Origin of the sequence: Streptococcus parasuis (assembly GCF_021654455.1) — a bacterium.
Taxonomy (GTDB): domain Bacteria; phylum Bacillota; class Bacilli; order Lactobacillales; family Streptococcaceae; genus Streptococcus; species Streptococcus parasuis.
In genome coordinates this window covers 667,597-684,801 of sequence record NZ_AP024276.1, presented here as the reverse complement: position 1 = coordinate 684,801, position 17,205 = coordinate 667,597, and the positions used below count along the sequence as shown (strand labels likewise).

At 41.1% G+C, this 17,205-nt stretch carries 16 protein-coding genes; 2 read left to right on the top strand and 14 right to left on the bottom strand.

Translation table 11 applies throughout. The features are described 5' to 3' along the window. Positions 1-5 precede the first annotated feature (5 nt). The 9 genes from L6410_RS03430 to L6410_RS03390 all read right to left on the bottom strand — a co-directional run bounded on the left by L6410_RS03430 (position 6) and on the right by L6410_RS03390 (position 10,494). Entirely contained in the window at positions 6-680 is a 675-nt protein-coding gene (locus L6410_RS03430) for a beta/alpha barrel domain-containing protein (RefSeq protein ID WP_237396076.1), read from the bottom strand. Positions 681-713: 33 nt separating this feature from the next. Beyond that, complete coding sequence (locus L6410_RS03425; RefSeq protein WP_237396074.1) at positions 714-2,459, bottom strand: ABC transporter ATP-binding protein; 1,746 nt, start codon at positions 2,457-2,459, stop codon at positions 714-716. After that, positions 2,449-4,188 carry an ABC transporter ATP-binding protein gene (locus tag L6410_RS03420; protein ID WP_237396072.1) on the bottom strand — a complete coding sequence of 580 codons (1,740 nt, stop codon included), beginning with the start codon at positions 4,186-4,188 and terminating at the stop codon, positions 2,449-2,451. Before L6410_RS03420 ends, L6410_RS03425 begins: the two co-directional genes overlap by 11 nt. Before the next feature lie 272 nt (positions 4,189-4,460). Then, positions 4,461-4,808, bottom strand: coding sequence for a 50S ribosomal protein L19 (gene rplS, locus L6410_RS03415; protein WP_172103451.1), 348 nt, complete (start codon positions 4,806-4,808; stop codon positions 4,461-4,463). A 201-nt stretch (positions 4,809-5,009) separates the two neighbouring features. After that, the gene (sodA, locus tag L6410_RS03410; RefSeq protein ID WP_024391732.1) at positions 5,010-5,615 is read right to left on the bottom strand and encodes a superoxide dismutase SodA; all 606 of its coding nucleotides are present in this window, start codon (positions 5,613-5,615) and stop codon (positions 5,010-5,012) included. 76 nt (positions 5,616-5,691) lie between these two features. Next, positions 5,692-6,723 (bottom strand): DNA polymerase III subunit delta, encoded by a 1,032-nt coding sequence (holA, locus tag L6410_RS03405; protein ID WP_237396063.1) that lies wholly within the window; start codon positions 6,721-6,723, stop codon positions 5,692-5,694. Between the two features lie 63 nt (positions 6,724-6,786). Beyond that, a complete protein-coding gene (locus L6410_RS03400) occupies positions 6,787-9,024 on the bottom strand; it encodes a DNA internalization-related competence protein ComEC/Rec2 (protein ID WP_237396052.1) in 2,238 nt (745 codons plus the stop codon). Next, entirely contained in the window at positions 9,008-9,685 is a 678-nt protein-coding gene (locus L6410_RS03395; protein WP_237396050.1) for a helix-hairpin-helix domain-containing protein, read from the bottom strand. Before L6410_RS03395 ends, L6410_RS03400 begins: the two co-directional genes overlap by 17 nt. A gap of 65 nt (positions 9,686-9,750) precedes the next feature. Continuing rightward, positions 9,751-10,494, bottom strand: coding sequence for a lysophospholipid acyltransferase family protein (locus L6410_RS03390; RefSeq protein ID WP_024404506.1), 744 nt, complete (start codon positions 10,492-10,494; stop codon positions 9,751-9,753). Between the two features lie 92 nt (positions 10,495-10,586). On the opposite strand from L6410_RS03390, the gene L6410_RS03385 reads away from it, so the two are divergent. Beyond that, on the top strand, positions 10,587-11,336 hold the full coding sequence (locus L6410_RS03385; RefSeq protein WP_024397280.1) for a tRNA1(Val) (adenine(37)-N6)-methyltransferase: 750 nt from the start codon (positions 10,587-10,589) through the stop codon (positions 11,334-11,336). Continuing rightward, a complete protein-coding gene (locus tag L6410_RS03380) occupies positions 11,326-11,598 on the top strand; it encodes a GIY-YIG nuclease family protein (RefSeq protein ID WP_024397279.1) in 273 nt (90 codons plus the stop codon). The genes L6410_RS03385 and L6410_RS03380 overlap by 11 nt, the downstream gene beginning before the upstream one ends. A 17-nt stretch (positions 11,599-11,615) precedes the next feature. On the opposite strand, the gene L6410_RS03375 is transcribed toward L6410_RS03380, so the two are convergent. The 5 genes from L6410_RS03375 to L6410_RS03355 all read right to left on the bottom strand — a co-directional run bounded on the left by L6410_RS03375 (position 11,616) and on the right by L6410_RS03355 (position 17,068). Beyond that, positions 11,616-12,227, bottom strand: a complete 612-nt coding sequence (locus tag L6410_RS03375) for an FMN-dependent NADH-azoreductase (RefSeq protein WP_172040854.1) — start codon at positions 12,225-12,227, stop codon at positions 11,616-11,618. Positions 12,228-12,347: 120 nt separating this feature from the next. Further along, positions 12,348-12,755 (bottom strand): GNAT family N-acetyltransferase, encoded by a 408-nt coding sequence (locus L6410_RS03370; RefSeq protein ID WP_172040856.1) that lies wholly within the window; start codon positions 12,753-12,755, stop codon positions 12,348-12,350. A gap of 130 nt (positions 12,756-12,885) precedes the next feature. Continuing rightward, positions 12,886-14,466, bottom strand: coding sequence for a degradosome RNA helicase CshA (gene cshA, locus L6410_RS03365; protein ID WP_024397276.1), 1,581 nt, complete (start codon positions 14,464-14,466; stop codon positions 12,886-12,888). A gap of 284 nt (positions 14,467-14,750) precedes the next feature. Next, positions 14,751-15,134 (bottom strand): PH domain-containing protein, encoded by a 384-nt coding sequence (locus L6410_RS03360; RefSeq protein ID WP_237396048.1) that lies wholly within the window; start codon positions 15,132-15,134, stop codon positions 14,751-14,753. Between the two features lie 389 nt (positions 15,135-15,523). Further along, positions 15,524-17,068 carry a peptide chain release factor 3 gene (locus L6410_RS03355; RefSeq protein ID WP_237396046.1) on the bottom strand — a complete coding sequence of 515 codons (1,545 nt, stop codon included), beginning with the start codon at positions 17,066-17,068 and terminating at the stop codon, positions 15,524-15,526. Between the last annotated feature and the right edge of the window lie 137 nt (positions 17,069-17,205).

Here is a 17,205-nt window from a genome sequence, read left to right as displayed (position 1 = left end):
CTGTTTTAGTCTACTGCATGTTTACGGTATTTTTCCATTTTTCCTTTGAACAATTCCCCATTACTTGGTGCGGTATAGGTAATGGCATTTGCTCCTGCTGCTATAACTTGACGAATGCTCTCTTCGGTTGGTCCACCAGTTGCCATGATAGGAAAATCAGGATAGTCTTTACGGATTTTCGCAACCACTTTTGGAGTTTCAGTTCCACAAGATACATTCAAGATATCAACCCCCGCTTCAATACGAGATTTTATATCCGTTTTGTCTGAAACCACAGTATAAATAATCGGAATATCAATGACCTTATTGATTTCTTCAATTGTTTCAACCGTTGTTGGTCCATTTACTACTACAGCATAAGCCCCCTCAGACTCTGACAATAAACTCATATTTGCCGAGCGCATACCGGTTGTTAAACCACCACCAACACCTGCAAGTACAGGAACGGACGCAACCATCATAATACTCTTAATAATGGCAGGAATTGGAGTAAATGGATAAACAGCCAGAATAGCATCTGCATTGTGGTTAGCAATAATTGAAACATCGGTGGAAAATAATATGGAACGAATACGACGTCCGTAAATGCGAATACCACTACATTCTTTTATAACCTCGGGCATTTGAACAATATCTTGTCGTAAATCTGACATGACTGATGGAATATGTGGTTGAGTCATTATAATACCTCCTACGGTTGATTATAAACCAGGCTACTGTGCCAATTGGCCAGCTTGCAGCTCATACATTCGATGATAGGTTCCCTTGAGAGCTAGTAATTCGTCGTGGCTACCCGATTCAATAATTTTTCCTTTATCTAGAACGTAAATGCAATCCGCATCCTGAATCGTAGATAGTCTATGTGCAATTGCAATGGTGGTCCGACCTTTTCTCATTTTTTCAAGAGAATATTGAACAGTCTGCTCGGTTTCAGAATCAATATTGGCTGTAGCCTCATCTAAAATTAATATTTTGGGCTGGCTAGCCATTGTTCTGGCAAAGGCAAGTAACTGCCGTTGCCCAGTTGAAAAGGAAGAACCCCTCTCTGTAACAAGCTGTTGGTAACCATTAGGTAATTTTTCAATAAATGGTGCTGCATCAACAAAACGAGCAGCTTCAATGATGTCATCCTGACTGATATCTTGATACATTTGAATGTTAGATGCAATGGTCCCATGATACAAGAACGGTTCCTGCAATACAAGCCCAATATTAGAACGCAGTTCCTGCGTCGAAAATTGACGAATATCTTGACCATCAATCAGAATTCGTCCAGATTGAAATTCATAAAAACGCATAAATACATTTATTATGGAAGATTTTCCAGATCCTGTAGCCCCAACAAAAGCAATAGTTTGTCCTTTTTTTACTTCGAATGAAACATGATCCAAAATTTTCCGCTTGCCATCATAAGAAAATGACACATCTTCAAAGACAATATCACCTTTAGTGATTCGCCCATCCGTACTCTCTTGCCTTGGCTCCTCAATCGTTTGATCCATTAGCGTAAACACGCGCCCTGCAGACACCATAGAAGTCTGAAGGGTTGAAAAGTGTTGGGTAACTTCTAAAAGAGGATCAAATAAACGATTGGCATATTGGATAAAAGCATAAATGAGTCCTGCGGAAACCGGTGCATCTGACCAATCCAAGCCAAAATAGGTCATTAGAAAAGCATAGGCTAGTATTTTTATCAGCGAAAGAGCAGGTCGCAAAAACAGGCTATCCAAAGCCATTGACCGACTGGCAAAGGCTAGATGTTCTTGATTAATAGCTTCAAACTCATCAGATAAACGTTCCTCTTGTCTAAAAGCCTGAATAATCCGAATTCCCTCAATACTCTCAGCAAGTTTACTATTGATTTGACTCAATAAACTCCGTGTTTTTTCCACAACGGGTGCTGATTTTTTTCGATACATATTCACCAATATAAAAATGATTGGTAAAAAGAGGACAATGAGGCTGGTTAATTTCCAATCAAGAGCAAACATGGTATACAAAGTGACAGCTACGACAAAAATAGCGGAAATGAAGCTGGACAGTATCCCAGAAAACATCTCTGAAATACTCTCCGTATCATTTGTCAATCGAGATACAATCGAACCACTCGGTGTTTGATCAAAATAGGCCATCCCCAAAGATTCCATTTTAGAAAAGGCATCCTGGCGAATATCTCGAACAATACTGTAAGAAACCTTAGCAAACCAAAAATTACCAATATACTGAAACAACATCTGGAGGATATACAGACCAAAATAGCCACCTAAAACCAACAAAACCCCATCTGTTACTTGATGGACATAATGATCAATAAAATAAGATGCCAGCAAGGGAATGATACTACGAATAACTGTGGTTAACAATAAAAAACTTAAGGCAGCGATGGTTAGAAATAGATAGGGTTTGACATAGGACAATAGCCGCCAAAAGACATTTTGTGGTGCTTTCTTATTCATCATACTCCTCCATTTCCAATTGCTGCATCCTATATGTATTATAGTACCAACCTTTCTTCTCAAGTAATTCTTGGTGACGTCCCCGTTCAATAATACGGCCATTCTCTAATACCAAAATCATATCTGCATGGACTACTGCCGATAAACGATGGGCTGTGATAATGGTTGTTTTACCTCGCCTGCCCTCCTTGACATTTTCAATAATAGCATGTTCCGTCTTGGCATCAACTGCTGATAAGGAATCATCTAACAATAGGATTTCTGGATTTAAAATCATTGCGCGTGCCATAGCCAATCGCTGCTTTTGTCCACCAGATAAGGCAATCCCTTTTTCCCCCACAATGGTGTCAAATTTTTCAGGCATATCCATTATATCATCATACACATGAACAATTTTAGCAGCTTCCTCAATCTCCTCTTTTCCCAAATTGGGATGTCCAAAGCGAATATTTTCAGAAATACTTGTTGCAAATAGAAACTGATCTTGGGGAACATAGCCCAGCAGACTCCTCAAATCTGCTAAACGATAGTCTTTTACATTTTCATTGTTTAATAAAATACGACCATCTTCCACATCATATTCACGCAAGATTAATTTTAATAAAGTAGTTTTCCCAGATCCTGTAGGACCTACTAGACCAACCGTCTGCCCTTTTTCAATAGTGAAATAGATGTCTTCAAGTGTCGGTTGTTCTTCATATGAAAACGCATCAATTTCGTAACAAATATCTCCATTTTCAGGTGCTGGTAAAGGATTCTGTGGATTTTCAACATCTGAACGAATATCTAATAATCGTTGGATACGCTCATAGGAAACAGCGCCACGTTGTGTAATATTAAACAAGAAACCAATTGCCATTAAGGGCCATACTAATAGATCCAAATAGGTCATAAAGGTTACGAGTTGTCCAACTGTCACCTGACCTTGTCGAATAAATTGAGCACCAACGAACAAGCTCAGTACGTAAGAAAGACCAACAAAGAATAAAACGGCTGGATCAAACATGGCATCATACCGCATGGTCTTAATATTTTGTAAATAGGCTGCTTGATTGACTTCTTGGAATGCATGAGTTTCCTGTTCCTGATAACCAAATGACTTGGTCACTTTGATGCCTGATACCGATTCTTGAACCTTGTTATTTAATTCTGAGAAAGCTGCCTGAGAAGCCTTAAAATTCTCATGTGTCCTTCTGCCCAAAAAGCTAGTTGTCATGGCCATAAAAGGCAAGGGAAGAATGGCAACTAGGGTCATTTTCCAAGAAATCATGAAACACATGGTCACCAAGGTCATGAGGGCCGTTACCGTCGCGTCGACAAATGACATCACTCCTCCACCTGCTAATCGTGTCAAAGCATTGATATCGTTAGTAGCGTGCGCCATCAAATCACCTGTTCGGTGATTTTGAAAAAAGGATGGAGACATTTTCATAAAATGTTCAAATAGCCTAGCACGCATAATTTTGCCAAGCCGAAAGGAAGTCGCTAGAATATTCATTCTCCAAATATAACGCAATACATACATACCGATTGCAGAGAGAACCAAACCAGCGACCCCAATCAGAAGTTGATTGCCTGATAAACGGTTCCCTGCAATCTGATCAATAATTTCTCCCATGATATAGGGCGGAAGCAAGTTCAATGCACTTACCAAGCACAAGGAAACAATCCCCATTACATACCGTTTTTTCTCTAGCCTAAAAAACCACCAAAGTTGTTTTATTATTTTCATTTCTGACTTTCTAAATGATGAAACAAGTATTGGCAGTATTAGAAAACTGCCAACCATATGATATTATATTTAGTTTATCACAATTAATGATGAATAGAAAGATTGCGATGCGTCTGTCTCATATTTTTCCAGATATCTCTTCTTAGTATTCTACCAAACCGCCCGTCTTTTTCGATATCATCATAGACTGTTGCTGAATAATTGTCTAGAACGAAAAAAGACAGCCAACGCTGCCTCTTCTCATTCCGACTAAGTCAGTCCAAAGGACTATCTTAACGACGGATTTCTTTGATACGTGCTGCTTTACCTTGCAATGCACGTAGGTAGTACAATTTAGCACGACGAACTTTACCGTAACGAATGACTTCAATCTTATCAACACGTGGAGTGTGGATAGGGAAAGTACGCTCAACACCAACACCACCAGAAATTTTACGTACAGTGTACATTTCTGAGATGCCTTGGCCTTTACGAGAGATAACAACACCCTCGAAAATCTGGATACGTTCGCGATTACCTTCGACAACCTTAGCGTGAACACGTACAGTGTCACCAGGACGGAATGAAGGAATGTCAGTACGAAGTTGACCTTCAGTCAAACTTTGGATTAATGGATTCATTTTATTCTCCTATCTTTGTCAATCTTAGGTGCTTTTAAACCCAGCGGATAAACTGTATTTTTGTGTGTCCATTACACACAGACTACATTATACCCTAACTAACCGCCTATGTAAAGCATTTTGATGAATTTTCTACCGTGGCTAAGGTAGGGCTACAGTCTATTAACATAAAAAACTCTCCCAAATGGAAGAGTAAATAGCTTATTTTGCAGCTTTATAAAGTTCGTTAACCTTGTTCCAATTTATCACTTCAAAGAAGGCTTTGATGTAATTTGGTCGAACGTTGCGATAGTTTAGGTAGTATGCATGTTCCCAAACATCGAGAGCCAAGATCGGCTTCAATCCTTGCATGATTGGTGTATCTTGGTTAGCGGTTGAAAGAATTTCTAATTTTCCTTCTTTATTGACTACCAAGAAAGCCCAACCTGAACCAAAGCGTGTTGTTGCAGCTGTAGTAAATGCTTCCTTAAAGGCATCAAAAGAGCCGAATGTCGCATCGATTTCTGCAGCCAACTCTTCAGAAATTTCAGTTTTCTCTGGAGAAAGTAATTCCCAAAAGAGAGCGTGGTTAAGATGTCCGCCACCATTGTTGATCAAGGCCTGACGAATATCTGCTGGAATTTGTTCAACATCTGAAAGGAGAGCCTCTAAATCTTCGCCAATTTCAGGATGCTTTTCAAGTGCTGCATTGGCATTTGCTACATAAGTCGCATGGTGCTTATCATGGTGCAAAGTCATTGTTTCCGCATCAATATGTGGTTCCAAAGCGTCATAAGCATAAGGTAAATCTGGTAAAATAATCGCCATAATTCTGTTCTCCTATAAATTTGATAGTTCTATTGTAACCCTTTCTGAGAGCCTTTTCAATTTATTTGTCTGAAAATCACGATGTAGCGATTCTTAGCAAGGCAATGTCAAATAGATAATCCTTATCAAATTGTCCTGTTTTAATTTTGTAATCTGTTTCAATTAATAGCTTGACGACCTTTTTCAAAAAACCAACCGACAGATTTCTTGAATCACGCAAGGCATATTTTACCTGATAGGGATTGATCTTGCGACCAGATAAATCTGACAAGGCAGTAACAATCTGCTGTTCACCACGACCTTGCTCATGTAGTATTTGCACTTGAAGATAGGTGCGAAACTGATTTAACATAATCGCAATCAACTTGATTTCGTCCTCTCCTTGCAATCGTAAATCCCGAACAAGATGGTTTGCTTCATCCATTTTGGACTGAAGGACAAGTTGGGTTAAATCAAAGATATTATCTTGAAGGGTCTTTGGGATTGCCGCATCTATATCGGCCAGCGAAATTGCATTTTGTCCTCTATAAGATTGTAGAAAGACCAAATTTTTACTAACTTCTGCAAAATCAAAGTTAGATTTTACCATAAGATAGTGAAAAACATCTGGATCCATCCGCAACCCAAGTCGACCGACTTCATTCTGGAAATGATTCTTCAACTCCATTTCCTTTAGAGGATTGGCTTCTAAAACCAATCCATCTCTTTTCAGAAGTTTGACAAGGCGACGCTTACTATCCAACTTACCAGGTGCTAGAATAATCAAGCGCGTGGTCTCAACTGGATTTTCCAAATAAGCCTCAAATTGCTTCAGCTCGTCATCCGTCAAGTAGCGCTTCTTATCCGTTGTTAAATCTGCGAAATAATCAAGAATCACTACTTTTTCATCAGAAAAGAAGGGAAGAGAAACTAAATCCAAATCCACCTGATGATAGTCAGCCTCTGACATATCAAAATAGGCAAAACCCAAGTCCGAAGTATCAAATTCCAGTTGCTTCATCAATAAGTCTTTCGCAATGTGATATTGACCAACATCATCACCACACAAAATGGTCAATAAACCTAAGTTCCCTTTTTTTATTTGTTCAATCTGTTTAATTACTGTCATAACCTCTCCGTATTCTTCTCTCCATTATACCATGCAAAAAAGAAAACAGCTACAGAGAGTGCGTCACTCTTTTACCGTTTCAATACTCCACTGTTTCCAACCTCGGAAACGGATTGCTCCTTGCAGATCCGTTCGGTAAACCTGCATATTTTGGCTGTCGAAACGTTCCAGAGTTTCCTGATGTGGATGTTGATAGCGATTATTTTCACCGGCAGAAATCAGAGCAATTTTTGCTCCAATATGGGCTAAAAATTCTGGATATGAAGAGCCCTTGGAGCCATGGTGACCTGCTTTCAGCACATCGACTGGTAGCTGCGGATAAGAAGTGATTAAATCTAATTCCCCTTGCTCCAAGTCACCGGTAAAGAGGAAATTCGTTTTTAACAAACGACCATAGAGTACAATTGAGTCATTATTGCCTCCATCTCCAATTCCATTGGGATATAGAACTTCTAGATAGGAATCAAAAATGGGCAATCGATCTCCAGGATTTACAACATGAACAGGGACATTTATTTTCCTCAAAGTCGCAACAAAATCTGGTACAGTCAAACTACCTGGAGAAACGTAAATCTTACCTATTTGAATCTGCTTAGCCACTTCTAGCACATCACCCACATGATCTGCATCGGTATGGGTCAGAACCAAATCATCAATCCGATCAACACCTCGACTATGCAGGTAAGGAATCAGAGTTCGCTCCGCATTTGCTTCCCTAGACCGCTCCCGCCAAGCTTCCTTTGCAACAAAGTCAACCCGACCACCTACATCAATCAGAACCGTCCGCCCCCGCATGTCCCGCAAAAAGATACTATCCCCCTGCCCTACGTCTACCACCGTTACCTCATTTTCCAGTGGGTGCTTGGTTATGAAAAATAGCAGAGCAAGGACCAGACTCAATCCAAGGAGCCATTTCTTCTCTCTGTGAAAATCATAAAGCAAGAAAAGGCAGCCCAGCAAGAGCAAAAAGACAAGGCCCGTAGGTTTTCCTAAAATCCAAGGTCGAATCCCCAATTCTGCCACCCAAACAATAATCTTTTCCATAAGGATAAAGAATCCGTTGACCCACGTAATTTTAATGAAGGGCGATAGTAAAAGAATAACAGATAGCCCAGGTAACAACAACACATCAAAAACGAAGGAAAAAACAAACGTTAAAAGGATAGATAAGGGCTGAAAGGCAAAAAAATAGGACATCAAGACCGGTAAAATTCCAAGAGAAATACTCAGACTCTCCACTGCTATCTTCTTTAGCTGCCCTAGCTCTTCAAAATCAAAGACTGTCAATAACAAAGCATAGGTAAATGTCAGCACACCTCCTGCTGTCAGAAGAAAACGTGGCATAAACAAGAGACAAACAAAGACAGTTGCTGCAAAATTATCCAATTTTCGTAGCCCAAGATTACCCAGAATTTTCTGGACTAAGGACCGCACGACTGAGACTGAAAATCCTGTCAATCCTGCATAAACAAGAGAAAACGGAATTTGAAGCTTATCGACAGTTTCCTTGGTTAAACCCAAACGCAATAAAAGCCAGCGAAATTTGTCAATGAAAAAACCAACCTGCATCCCAGACAGGGCAAAAAGATGAATGATCCCTAGACTAGAATAGAGGTCACTCATTTGGTCAAAGTCACTATCTAACTCTCCCAATAGTAATCCAGTCATGTAGTGGCTCATGGGAGCAGGAAAATGAGATTTGATATAAACGAGAGCCTGCCTCCGCCAGCTTGACAACCAGTCAAAGATATTCCAGGAATGAATAGGGAGAATATTGTTAATAGTACTTATTTTTACTGTCCGATAGATGCCCTGGGTTTTGAGATAAGCCTGATAATCAAAACCATTGAAATTACGTTGACCTGCTGGTTGGCTAACTTCTGCATCTACCTCTAACTGCACCAAGTCCGTAAGCTCCTGAAAGTAGGTTTGTTCTTCCTGACTTGCAAGTTTATAGAAAACCTGAAAAACTTGACCTTCAGCCCGACCACGAAAAGATAGACTGTCTCCGTTGACATCAATGGTATCAGGAATAACCTGCACAGTTGTCACTTGCTCTGGAGCCCATTGATTTGTCCACTCCCATTGTATCTTCTGACATCCGAAGAAGAGACCACATAAGGCTAGAAGCGGTAGCGTTTTGATGAAGACCACCTTTCCTTGCCGAAACCCAAAGACTGCTAGTAACAGACTCAGCAGGCTCATTGTCAAAAGTGAAAAAGAGTGGACTGCAAAGTAGGTTAACACCGCCAATACTGCAAAGTGAATGGGCTGACAAGGGAGTCTAATCAACCGTGACATATGGTCGGATACTTTCCATCGTTTTATCACCAATTCCTGAAACATTATTCAGATCGTCAACCGATTTGAAGCCACCATTGGCTTCACGGTAAGCAATGATATCCGCCGCTCTCTTTGCACCTATACCTGAAATGGTTTGTAAATCTGCCTCGGTAGCAGTATTTAAATTGACCAAAGAAGATTGGCTCTCATCTTTAGTTTGAGTAGCTACAGCACTGGAATTTGGTGCTGTTATTACCGAAATATTCTCATCCTTGTGTGCGACGTAAATAATCTCTTCATCTGCCAATTTTTGAGCTAAATTGACTGATTTTTGATTTGCTTCTGCTGTAAAACCACCAGCCGCAACAATCGCATCATTGACGCGACTCTCGAACTTAAGAGTGTAAAGTCCAGGTCTCTCTACTTCTCCTTTAACATCTACCACAACCAGTTGGATTTCTTGTTCAGTATCACTTGTTTTGCTTTCTGTACTGGATTCTTCAACCTCTGCTGGAACACTGCTTGCTTGGTTCTCCTGTGAAAATGCTGCCAAACCCGTTTGATCTGCAGGCTTAGGGGGCTGGTTGAGCAATAGAACACTCACAACCACTACTGTCATCATACTTGCAATTGCACAAAACCACTTATGTTCCTTTACTATGTTTAACATTTCTTCCATAAATTTACCTCCATCCTTTTATTCGAAAATAAAAAAGAAAAACCCGCAGAAACGAGTTTTTCAAATCACTTTTTTAATTCTACCGATGGATTCCAAAAGAAGCTTGCTATGTAACTAAAAACATAGGTCAATCCTAAAATAATTGCTACTAGGATAAGGATAGGGAGACGGTAAATATAAGTTAATATATTTGGTTTTTTCTTAGTTTGGAAGGATGCTGCGTAATCATCCAAACGTTTAAATTCAGTTTCGATTCGATGAGTTACTTCAGCCGTCCCTGCATCGTCCATGCGCTTAATGTCTGAAACATCGATAGGATTTCCAAAAGCCACATCGATTCGCTCACCAGCCAAGAGCCCCTTGATGGTCATCGGTCCCACATAGGTTGCAGGCATGAGTTTAACCTTGGCTGACTTGGCAATGACCGCTACACCACCTTTAAGTTCTGAAGAATGACGACTTCCAGAAGGAAACATGACCAAAGAACGATTGCTTTTTTTCAACATGTTGACAGGGTATTTAATAGCTGCCATCCCAGGATTTTCACGATCAATCGGGAAAGCTCCACATTTGCGAATCCACCAGCCAAAACCGCGATCCTTAAAGAGTTCTTTTTTAGCCATAAAAATAAACTGTTTTGGCGCAGCAGCAAATCCTAAAAAAACAGGATCCCAGAAGGTCTTATGTGGAGCGATTAAAATATAATTCTCTTCTTGTGGCAACATCTTTTCTTTATCATGATAATGGATATTTCCATTAATTGCCCAAAGTAAAAAAGATAGTAAGGTACGTAAATAGGCGTAAAACATAGTCATCTCCTTTTCAGTCCTTACCATTATACCATATTTTATCTCCAAAAAAAATCTGAAGTTCTGTTCTTACAATATGCTATAATTATCATATGCATAAAATAGAATTACAAGAAGGGGAGCGGATTGACCAGCTCTTCTCAACAGATGTTCAAATTATTCAGAATCGGGAAGTTTTTAGTTATTCAGTTGATAGCGTCCTCCTATCGCGTTTTCCGAAAATGCCAGCTAAAAAAGGATTGATTGTCGACCTTTGTAGCGGAAATGGGGCGGTGGGCCTCTTTGCCTCCACACGTACAAAGGCTCAGATTGTCCAGGTTGAATTACAGGAACGCTTAGCGGACATGAACCGGCGATCCATCGAACTCAATGGTTTGGAGGAACAGGTCTCGGTTATCAATGATGATTTGGCAAACTTACCTCAATATGATTTACGATCAAAAGTTGATTTAATGCTCTGCAATCCTCCTTACTTTAAAGTAGATGAATCTTCTAATCTCAATGAAAGCGAGCATTACCTTTTAGCCAGACACGAGATTGCAACCAACCTAGACAGTATTTGCCAGGTAGCACAACAAGTACTCAAATCCAATGGTCGCTTGGCCATGGTCCACAGGCCCGACCGATTTTTGGATATTTTAGATAAGCTACGTACCTACAAACTGGCTCCCAAACGCATCCAGTTTGTCTATCCCAAGGCCAGTAAGGAAGCGAATATGTTACTGATTGAGGCTATCAAAGATGGTTCTGTAGATGGATTACATATCCTGCCACCTCTGGTTGTTCACGAGGAAAACGGCGACTATACTCCTGCTATTCATGAGATTTATTATGGAAAATAAAGCCTACTTTTATGTGCTGGAATGTGCCGATGGGAGTCTTTATACTGGCTATACGACTGATGTGGAGAAGCGGCTTGCTACCCATAATCGTGGGAAAGGGGCCAAATACACCCGCGGACGCTTGCCTGTCAGCCTACTCTATCAAGAAGCTTTTGCCAGTAAGCAGGAAGCCATGTCTGCCGAAGCCTTGTTTAAAAAACGTAGCCGGCAGAGCAAGTTAAATTATATTGCAGAAATGCAAAAAAAGCCATGCTCCAAATGAAGCGTGGCTATTTTTTATTAGAAATCTAGTAAAATATTATCAATTTTCCCCATAGCTTCTTCAAATATCGCTTGAGCCTGACTTGGATCGGCAGATTGCCCTTCGATAAAGACCTGATGAATATCTTCAAAACCTAAAAATTCAAAGATAGACTTGATGTACTGGGCAGCTGGATCCTGACCTGCATAAACACCACCATTGGACTGGATGTGCAGGAGCTTTTTGCCCTTGACCAGACCGATAGACCCCTCAGGTCCATACTTGAATGTCAGTCCTGCAACGTTAATGGTATTAATCCATGACACTAATTGACTTGGCACATTGAGGTTCCATAGGGGATTGACGACCACAATCTTATCCGCCGACAAAAACTGCTGAGTAAAAGCATTATACCGTTCCAACCGCTCGACTTGTTCAGATGCAATCTCCTCCCCCTTCTTTGCAGCTGCCATCGCTTCCAACAAAGGTTTATCTAGGGCAGGAATCTGGTCTTCAAAAACATCTACTATTTCAATCCGATCTTCTGGATGCAAACTGGCGTATCGAGTTTCAAATTCTTTCAATACCCTCAAAGCATAGGACTTTTGTGGGTCAAGGGGGTGGGCCTTTACAATTAATACAGTTGCCATTGTTCATCTCCTTTGTTACTAATTATTGATAAATATATTCTACTCTTTTTAATTTGAAATTCAAATCATCTGCTCAAAGCAGAGGCTGGTCAACCAGCCTCTGCTTTTCTTATTTGTTTCTTATTTTAAATAAGTATAAGCAACACAGCCTAAACTATCAACAGCCGTAAAACCGAGTGCTTCATAGAATGACCTTGTTTTCTCAGTATTATCCGTCAAAAGATGAAGCTGATAAATACCTGGAAAATATGTAATGGCTTGCTCTAAAAGATTTCGACCAATTCCCTGACGCTGATAGGCGGGGAGGACCAAAATATCCTGAATGAAGATGATAGAGTAACCATCACCAACCGCCCGCAAAAGACCAACTAGACGGTCACCGTCAACGGCAGCAAGAACGAGCAGACTATGTTCCAAGGCCTTCTCTAGCATTTCTGGATGGCTAGTATAGCCTGTCCAACCCACAGAAGCATAGAGGTCTAGGACAGCTTGAAAATCAAGTTGAGGATTTTGTTTGTAAGTAATCATGTCTCTCTCCTTTGTATTGTTTTTTAGAATACAAAGGCTCTACCCATGGTCAAAATACCCATGATCAACCCTCCTGTTTTACTACAATTAGTATAACAAAAACTGCTCCAATTATGAAGCAGTTTTAACTTTATCTCTCACCCTTATTGCGGATAACAAAGCCTGTTTTCTTTTCACTTGATGTGCGTTGGTGTGGTTTTTTGTTATCCTGACGGCGGTTGTCGCGTTTAAACTTGTCATCACGACGGTCGCGGTCAGTGCGGTCACCACGGCGTCCTCCACGATCACGATTGCGGTCTCCATCACGACGACCTCCACGGTCACGGTCGCGACCACCGCGTCCACCTTTGCCCTTAGCTTGACCAGGTCCAAACTTGAATGGCAATGGTTTTTCACGCGCAATTTCTACCTCTGGCAAACTTTCTGGATCTTGAACAGTCAAAGTTAATACATAAAGTGCTAATTCTTCAGGGGTAAATTCAGCCGCTAACTGGATGGCATCTTTCTTGAACTTGTCAAAATTGCTACGGATGGTGTCGTCAGCCATATCACGTTCAATCTTTTTCAAAGCAATTTTTTTCTTAGCTTCAAAAGCTTCTTGTGCAGTCGCAGGCTTGAGACCTTTCATGCGTTTCTTGGTCAAATCTTCGATGATGGCCAAGTAACCCATCTCATTTGGAGATACAAAGGTAATAGACTGACCTGATTGACCCGCACGACCTGTACGACCGATACGGTGAACATAACTTTCTGGATCCTGTGGAATATCGTAATTATAGACATGGGTTACACCTGAAATATCCAAACCACGGGCCGCAACGTCCGTCGCAACAAGGACATCAATCTGGTCATTTTTAAAATCACGAATGACACGGAGACGTTTATTCTGGTCCAAATCACCATGAATACCTTCAGCACGGAAGCCACGCAGTTTCAAACCACGAGTCAATTCATCAACACGGCGCTTAGTACGACCGAAGACGATAGACAATTCTGGCTGGTCAACGTCCATCAAACGTGTCATCGTATCAAACTTTTCATGCTCTTTAACACGAATAAAGTACTGTTCAACGTTGACATTGGTCAATTCCTTGGCTGCAATCTTAACGTGCTCAGGTTCTTTCATGAACTTGACACCAATGCGCTTAATTGGTTCAGGCATAGTTGCAGAAAATAGAAGTGTTTGGCGACTCACAGGTACACGTTCGATGATTGCTTCAATATCATCTAAGAAACCCATGTTGAGCATTTCGTCAGCTTCATCAAGAATAAGAGTTTCAACTCCATCCAAACGTAAAGCTTTACGTTTAATTAAATCTAATAGACGTCCTGGTGTACCGACAACTATGTGGGCACCTGATCGAAGAGCCTTTATTTGCTTTTCAATACTAGAACCACCGTAAACCGAGCGAACTTTTACGCCTTTATCACGACCAAATTTGAATAACTCTTCCTGACTTTGAACTGCCAATTCCCGCGTAGGAGCAATAACTAAAGCTTGAACAGTTGGATTACTTGTGTCGATTTTATTTAGAGTCGGCAGCCCAAAGGCTGCCGTTTTTCCCGTACCTGTCTGGGCTTGACCAATCACATCTTTTCCCTCCAAAGCAAGCGGAATCGTTTGCTCTTGGATTGGTGATGGCGTTTCGAAACCTGCTCTCTCAACAGCAAGTAAAATATCTTCGGATAAGTTTAATTCGGTAAATTTCAATGTTTTCTCTTTTCTAAAAGGCAGTGCGAAGCTACCTTATCTCACGTTATTTGTAACAATTATTTCCACTGGCAGCGAACTAACCAGTATCAGACTTGCAACTTACCTAGTATAACACAATCTAGGAATAATCGTTAGTAAATACTTTGAAAATAAAAATAATACGTTTTCATGAAAAAAAGCAGATTTCCAATCTCTGCTTTTTACACTTTATCTTGGTAAATTTTTTGAATATCCACAATTCTCAAAAACTAAAAGTTATCTCTTACATTTTTGAGTGTTCTTTATTTTACTAAAACTGCGGTAGCCAAAGCTTTTTGAATGGCAATCACACTCTTATCACTCTTAAATTGAAGAATTTCAGCAGGTTCTGTAGCCGAAGAAATCCAAATTTTGAGCTCGGCATCCAAATCAAAATGTCCTGATGTTTCTACTGTAAAGCGCGAAATAGAGCGATAAGGAATAGACTTATAGGATACTTTCTTCCCAGTCACTCCTTGTTTATCCACCAAAATTAAACGATATTCCGTAAACACAATCAAGTAACGAACCAAGCTGAAAGCCATCTCAACCTGTTCATTGTCCAACAATACATGTTCTAATTCCTGCTCAATTTTGTCATTATTTAATTGCGAAGCATTACCAAGCAAACCTGAAAATAGTCCCATTATTTGACTCCTTTGTTGATTTTTATCTATTTTACCTAAAAACTGGTAATAAAAAAAGCAAAAACCTCTAGGAAGTTTTTGCCATCATATATAGTAAACTAGTTCTATATAAACGCGAAAGTTCGAAATTAGGTAAGCCGACTGCTGTCGGCTCTCATCTCCAGCCTTAACCTCGCTTCCCTATATCTAGGCTCGGGTTTCTATGGTCACTTTTTCGTTTTAAGGTGACCAGCTGAAATACTTCGCCCCCTTATTTTTAGGCTCAGGTACGAATAGTCCACTGGACTATTCGTATCCCCGAACTGTTTCACTCCACTGAACCTTAGGCATTGGTAAGCCGACTCCCGTCGGCTCTCATCTCCAACTAACAACAGTCCCCCGGACTGTTGTTACATCTTCTCTTCCAACTCCACATCAGGATATTTGTCAGCAAACCAGCGGAGGGCGAAGTCGTTTTCAAAGAGGAAGACTGGTTGGTCAAAGCGGTCCTTGGCTAGGATGTTGCGGCTTGATGACATGCGTTCATCCAGGTCTTCTGGCTTGATCCAACGGACAGTCTTTTTGCCCATTGGGGTCATAACTACCTCAGCATTGTACTCACCTTCCATGCGGTGTTTGAAAACTTCAAACTGGAGCTGACCTACGGCCCCCAGCATATACTCGCCAGTCTGGTAGTTTTGGTAGAGCTGGATAGCTCCTTCTTGCACCAGTTGCTCGATTCCCTTGTGGAAAGATTTTTGTTTCATGACATTTTTAGCAGACACTTTCATGAAAATTTCCGGGGTGAAGGTTGGTAGCGGTTCGAATTCAAACTTGTTCTTGCCTACGGTCAAGGTATCGCCTACCTGGTAGGTTCCGGTATCGTAAACCCCGATAATGTCACCCGCTACTGCATTTTCCACATTCTCACGGGACTCGGCCATGAACTGCGTCACATTGGACAACTTAGCCCCCTTGCCTGTACGAGGCAGGTTAACCGCCATACCACGTTCAAATTCGCCTGAAACCACACGGACAAAGGCGATACGGTCACGGTGACGAGGGTCCATGTTAGCTTGGATTTTGAAAACAAAGCCTGAAAAGTCTTTGTTGAGTGGATCAATGACATCACCAGTTGTCGTTTTGTGTCCATGTGGCTCTGGAGCAAATTCCAAGAAGGTATCAAGGAAGGTCTGCACACCAAAGTTTGTCAGGGCTGAACCGAAGAAGACAGGTGTCAAATCGCCGTCCAAAATCGCATGTTCTGAAAATTCATTCCCAGCTTCCGCCAAAAGTTCAATATCATCTAGAACTTGTGCATAAAAGGGGTTAGAACCAAAGAGCTTGTCACCCTCGTCCAAACTTGCAAATCGCTCATCACCTCGGTAGAGTTCCAAGCGCTTGTTATGAAGGTCATAAAGTCCCTCGAAGGATTTCCCCATACCAATCGGCCAGTTCATCGGATAGCTGGCAATACCCAAAACTTCTTCCAACTCCTGTAGCAAATCAAGTGGCTCACGACCGTCACGGTCCAACTTGTTGATAAAGGTGAAAACGGGAATATTGCGATGTTTCACAACCTCAAAAAGCTTTTTGGTCTGGGCCTCGATACCCTTGGCAGAGTCCACCACCATGACAGCCGCATCGACCGCCATCAAGGTCCGATAGGTATCCTCAGAGAAGTCCTCGTGTCCTGGCGTATCTAGGATATTGACCCGCTTGCCTGCATAGTCAAACTGCATGACAGATGAGGTAACAGAGATACCACGTTGCTTCTCAATATCCATCCAGTCCGACTTGGCAAAGTTACCAGTCTTTTTCCCCTTGACCGTCCCAGCCTCACGAATCTCGCCCCCAAAATAGAGCAGCTGCTCTGTAATCGTAGTCTTACCCGCGTCCGGGTGAGAGATGATTGCAAAAGTGCGACGTTTCTTGATTTCTTCTTGTAGTGACATGATATTGATTCCTTTTTCTTTGGTCCATAGCAGAGCTGACTTCTTCTTTTTCCTACCAAATCAAAAGAGTACAAAAAAAGAGAGCAACTACTGCAACTCTCTTATTATATCGGAAATATTGGAATTTTTCAAACACT

Bases quoted from the DNA above. Each gene is read 5' to 3' on its own strand.
- L6410_RS03430 (WP_237396076.1), bottom strand. From the start codon at position 680: ATGACTCAACCACATATTCCATCAGTCATGTCAGATTTACGACAAGAT.
- L6410_RS03425 (WP_237396074.1), bottom strand. From the start codon at position 2,459: ATGATGAATAAGAAAGCACCACAAAATGTCTTTTGGCGGCTATTGTCC.
- L6410_RS03420 (WP_237396072.1), bottom strand. From the start codon at position 4,188: ATGAAAATAATAAAACAACTTTGGTGGTTTTTTAGGCTAGAGAAAAAA.
- rplS (WP_172103451.1), bottom strand. From the start codon at position 4,808: ATGAATCCATTAATCCAAAGTTTGACTGAAGGTCAACTTCGTACTGAC.
- sodA (WP_024391732.1), bottom strand. From the start codon at position 5,615: ATGGCGATTATTTTACCAGATTTACCTTATGCTTATGACGCTTTGGAA.
- holA (WP_237396063.1), bottom strand. From the start codon at position 6,723: ATGACAGTAATTAAACAGATTGAACAAATAAAAAAAGGGAACTTAGGT.
- L6410_RS03400 (WP_237396052.1), bottom strand. From the start codon at position 9,024: ATGTCACGGTTGATTAGACTCCCTTGTCAGCCCATTCACTTTGCAGTA.
- L6410_RS03395 (WP_237396050.1), bottom strand. From the start codon at position 9,685: ATGGAAGAAATGTTAAACATAGTAAAGGAACATAAGTGGTTTTGTGCA.
- L6410_RS03390 (WP_024404506.1), bottom strand. From the start codon at position 10,494: ATGTTTTACGCCTATTTACGTACCTTACTATCTTTTTTACTTTGGGCA.
- L6410_RS03385 (WP_024397280.1), top strand. From the start codon at position 10,587: ATGCATAAAATAGAATTACAAGAAGGGGAGCGGATTGACCAGCTCTTC.
- L6410_RS03380 (WP_024397279.1), top strand. From the start codon at position 11,326: ATGGAAAATAAAGCCTACTTTTATGTGCTGGAATGTGCCGATGGGAGT.
- L6410_RS03375 (WP_172040854.1), bottom strand. From the start codon at position 12,227: ATGGCAACTGTATTAATTGTAAAGGCCCACCCCCTTGACCCACAAAAG.
- L6410_RS03370 (WP_172040856.1), bottom strand. From the start codon at position 12,755: ATGATTACTTACAAACAAAATCCTCAACTTGATTTTCAAGCTGTCCTA.
- L6410_RS03360 (WP_237396048.1), bottom strand. From the start codon at position 15,134: ATGGGACTATTTTCAGGTTTGCTTGGTAATGCTTCGCAATTAAATAAT.
- L6410_RS03355 (WP_237396046.1), bottom strand. From the start codon at position 17,068: ATGTCACTACAAGAAGAAATCAAGAAACGTCGCACTTTTGCAATCATC.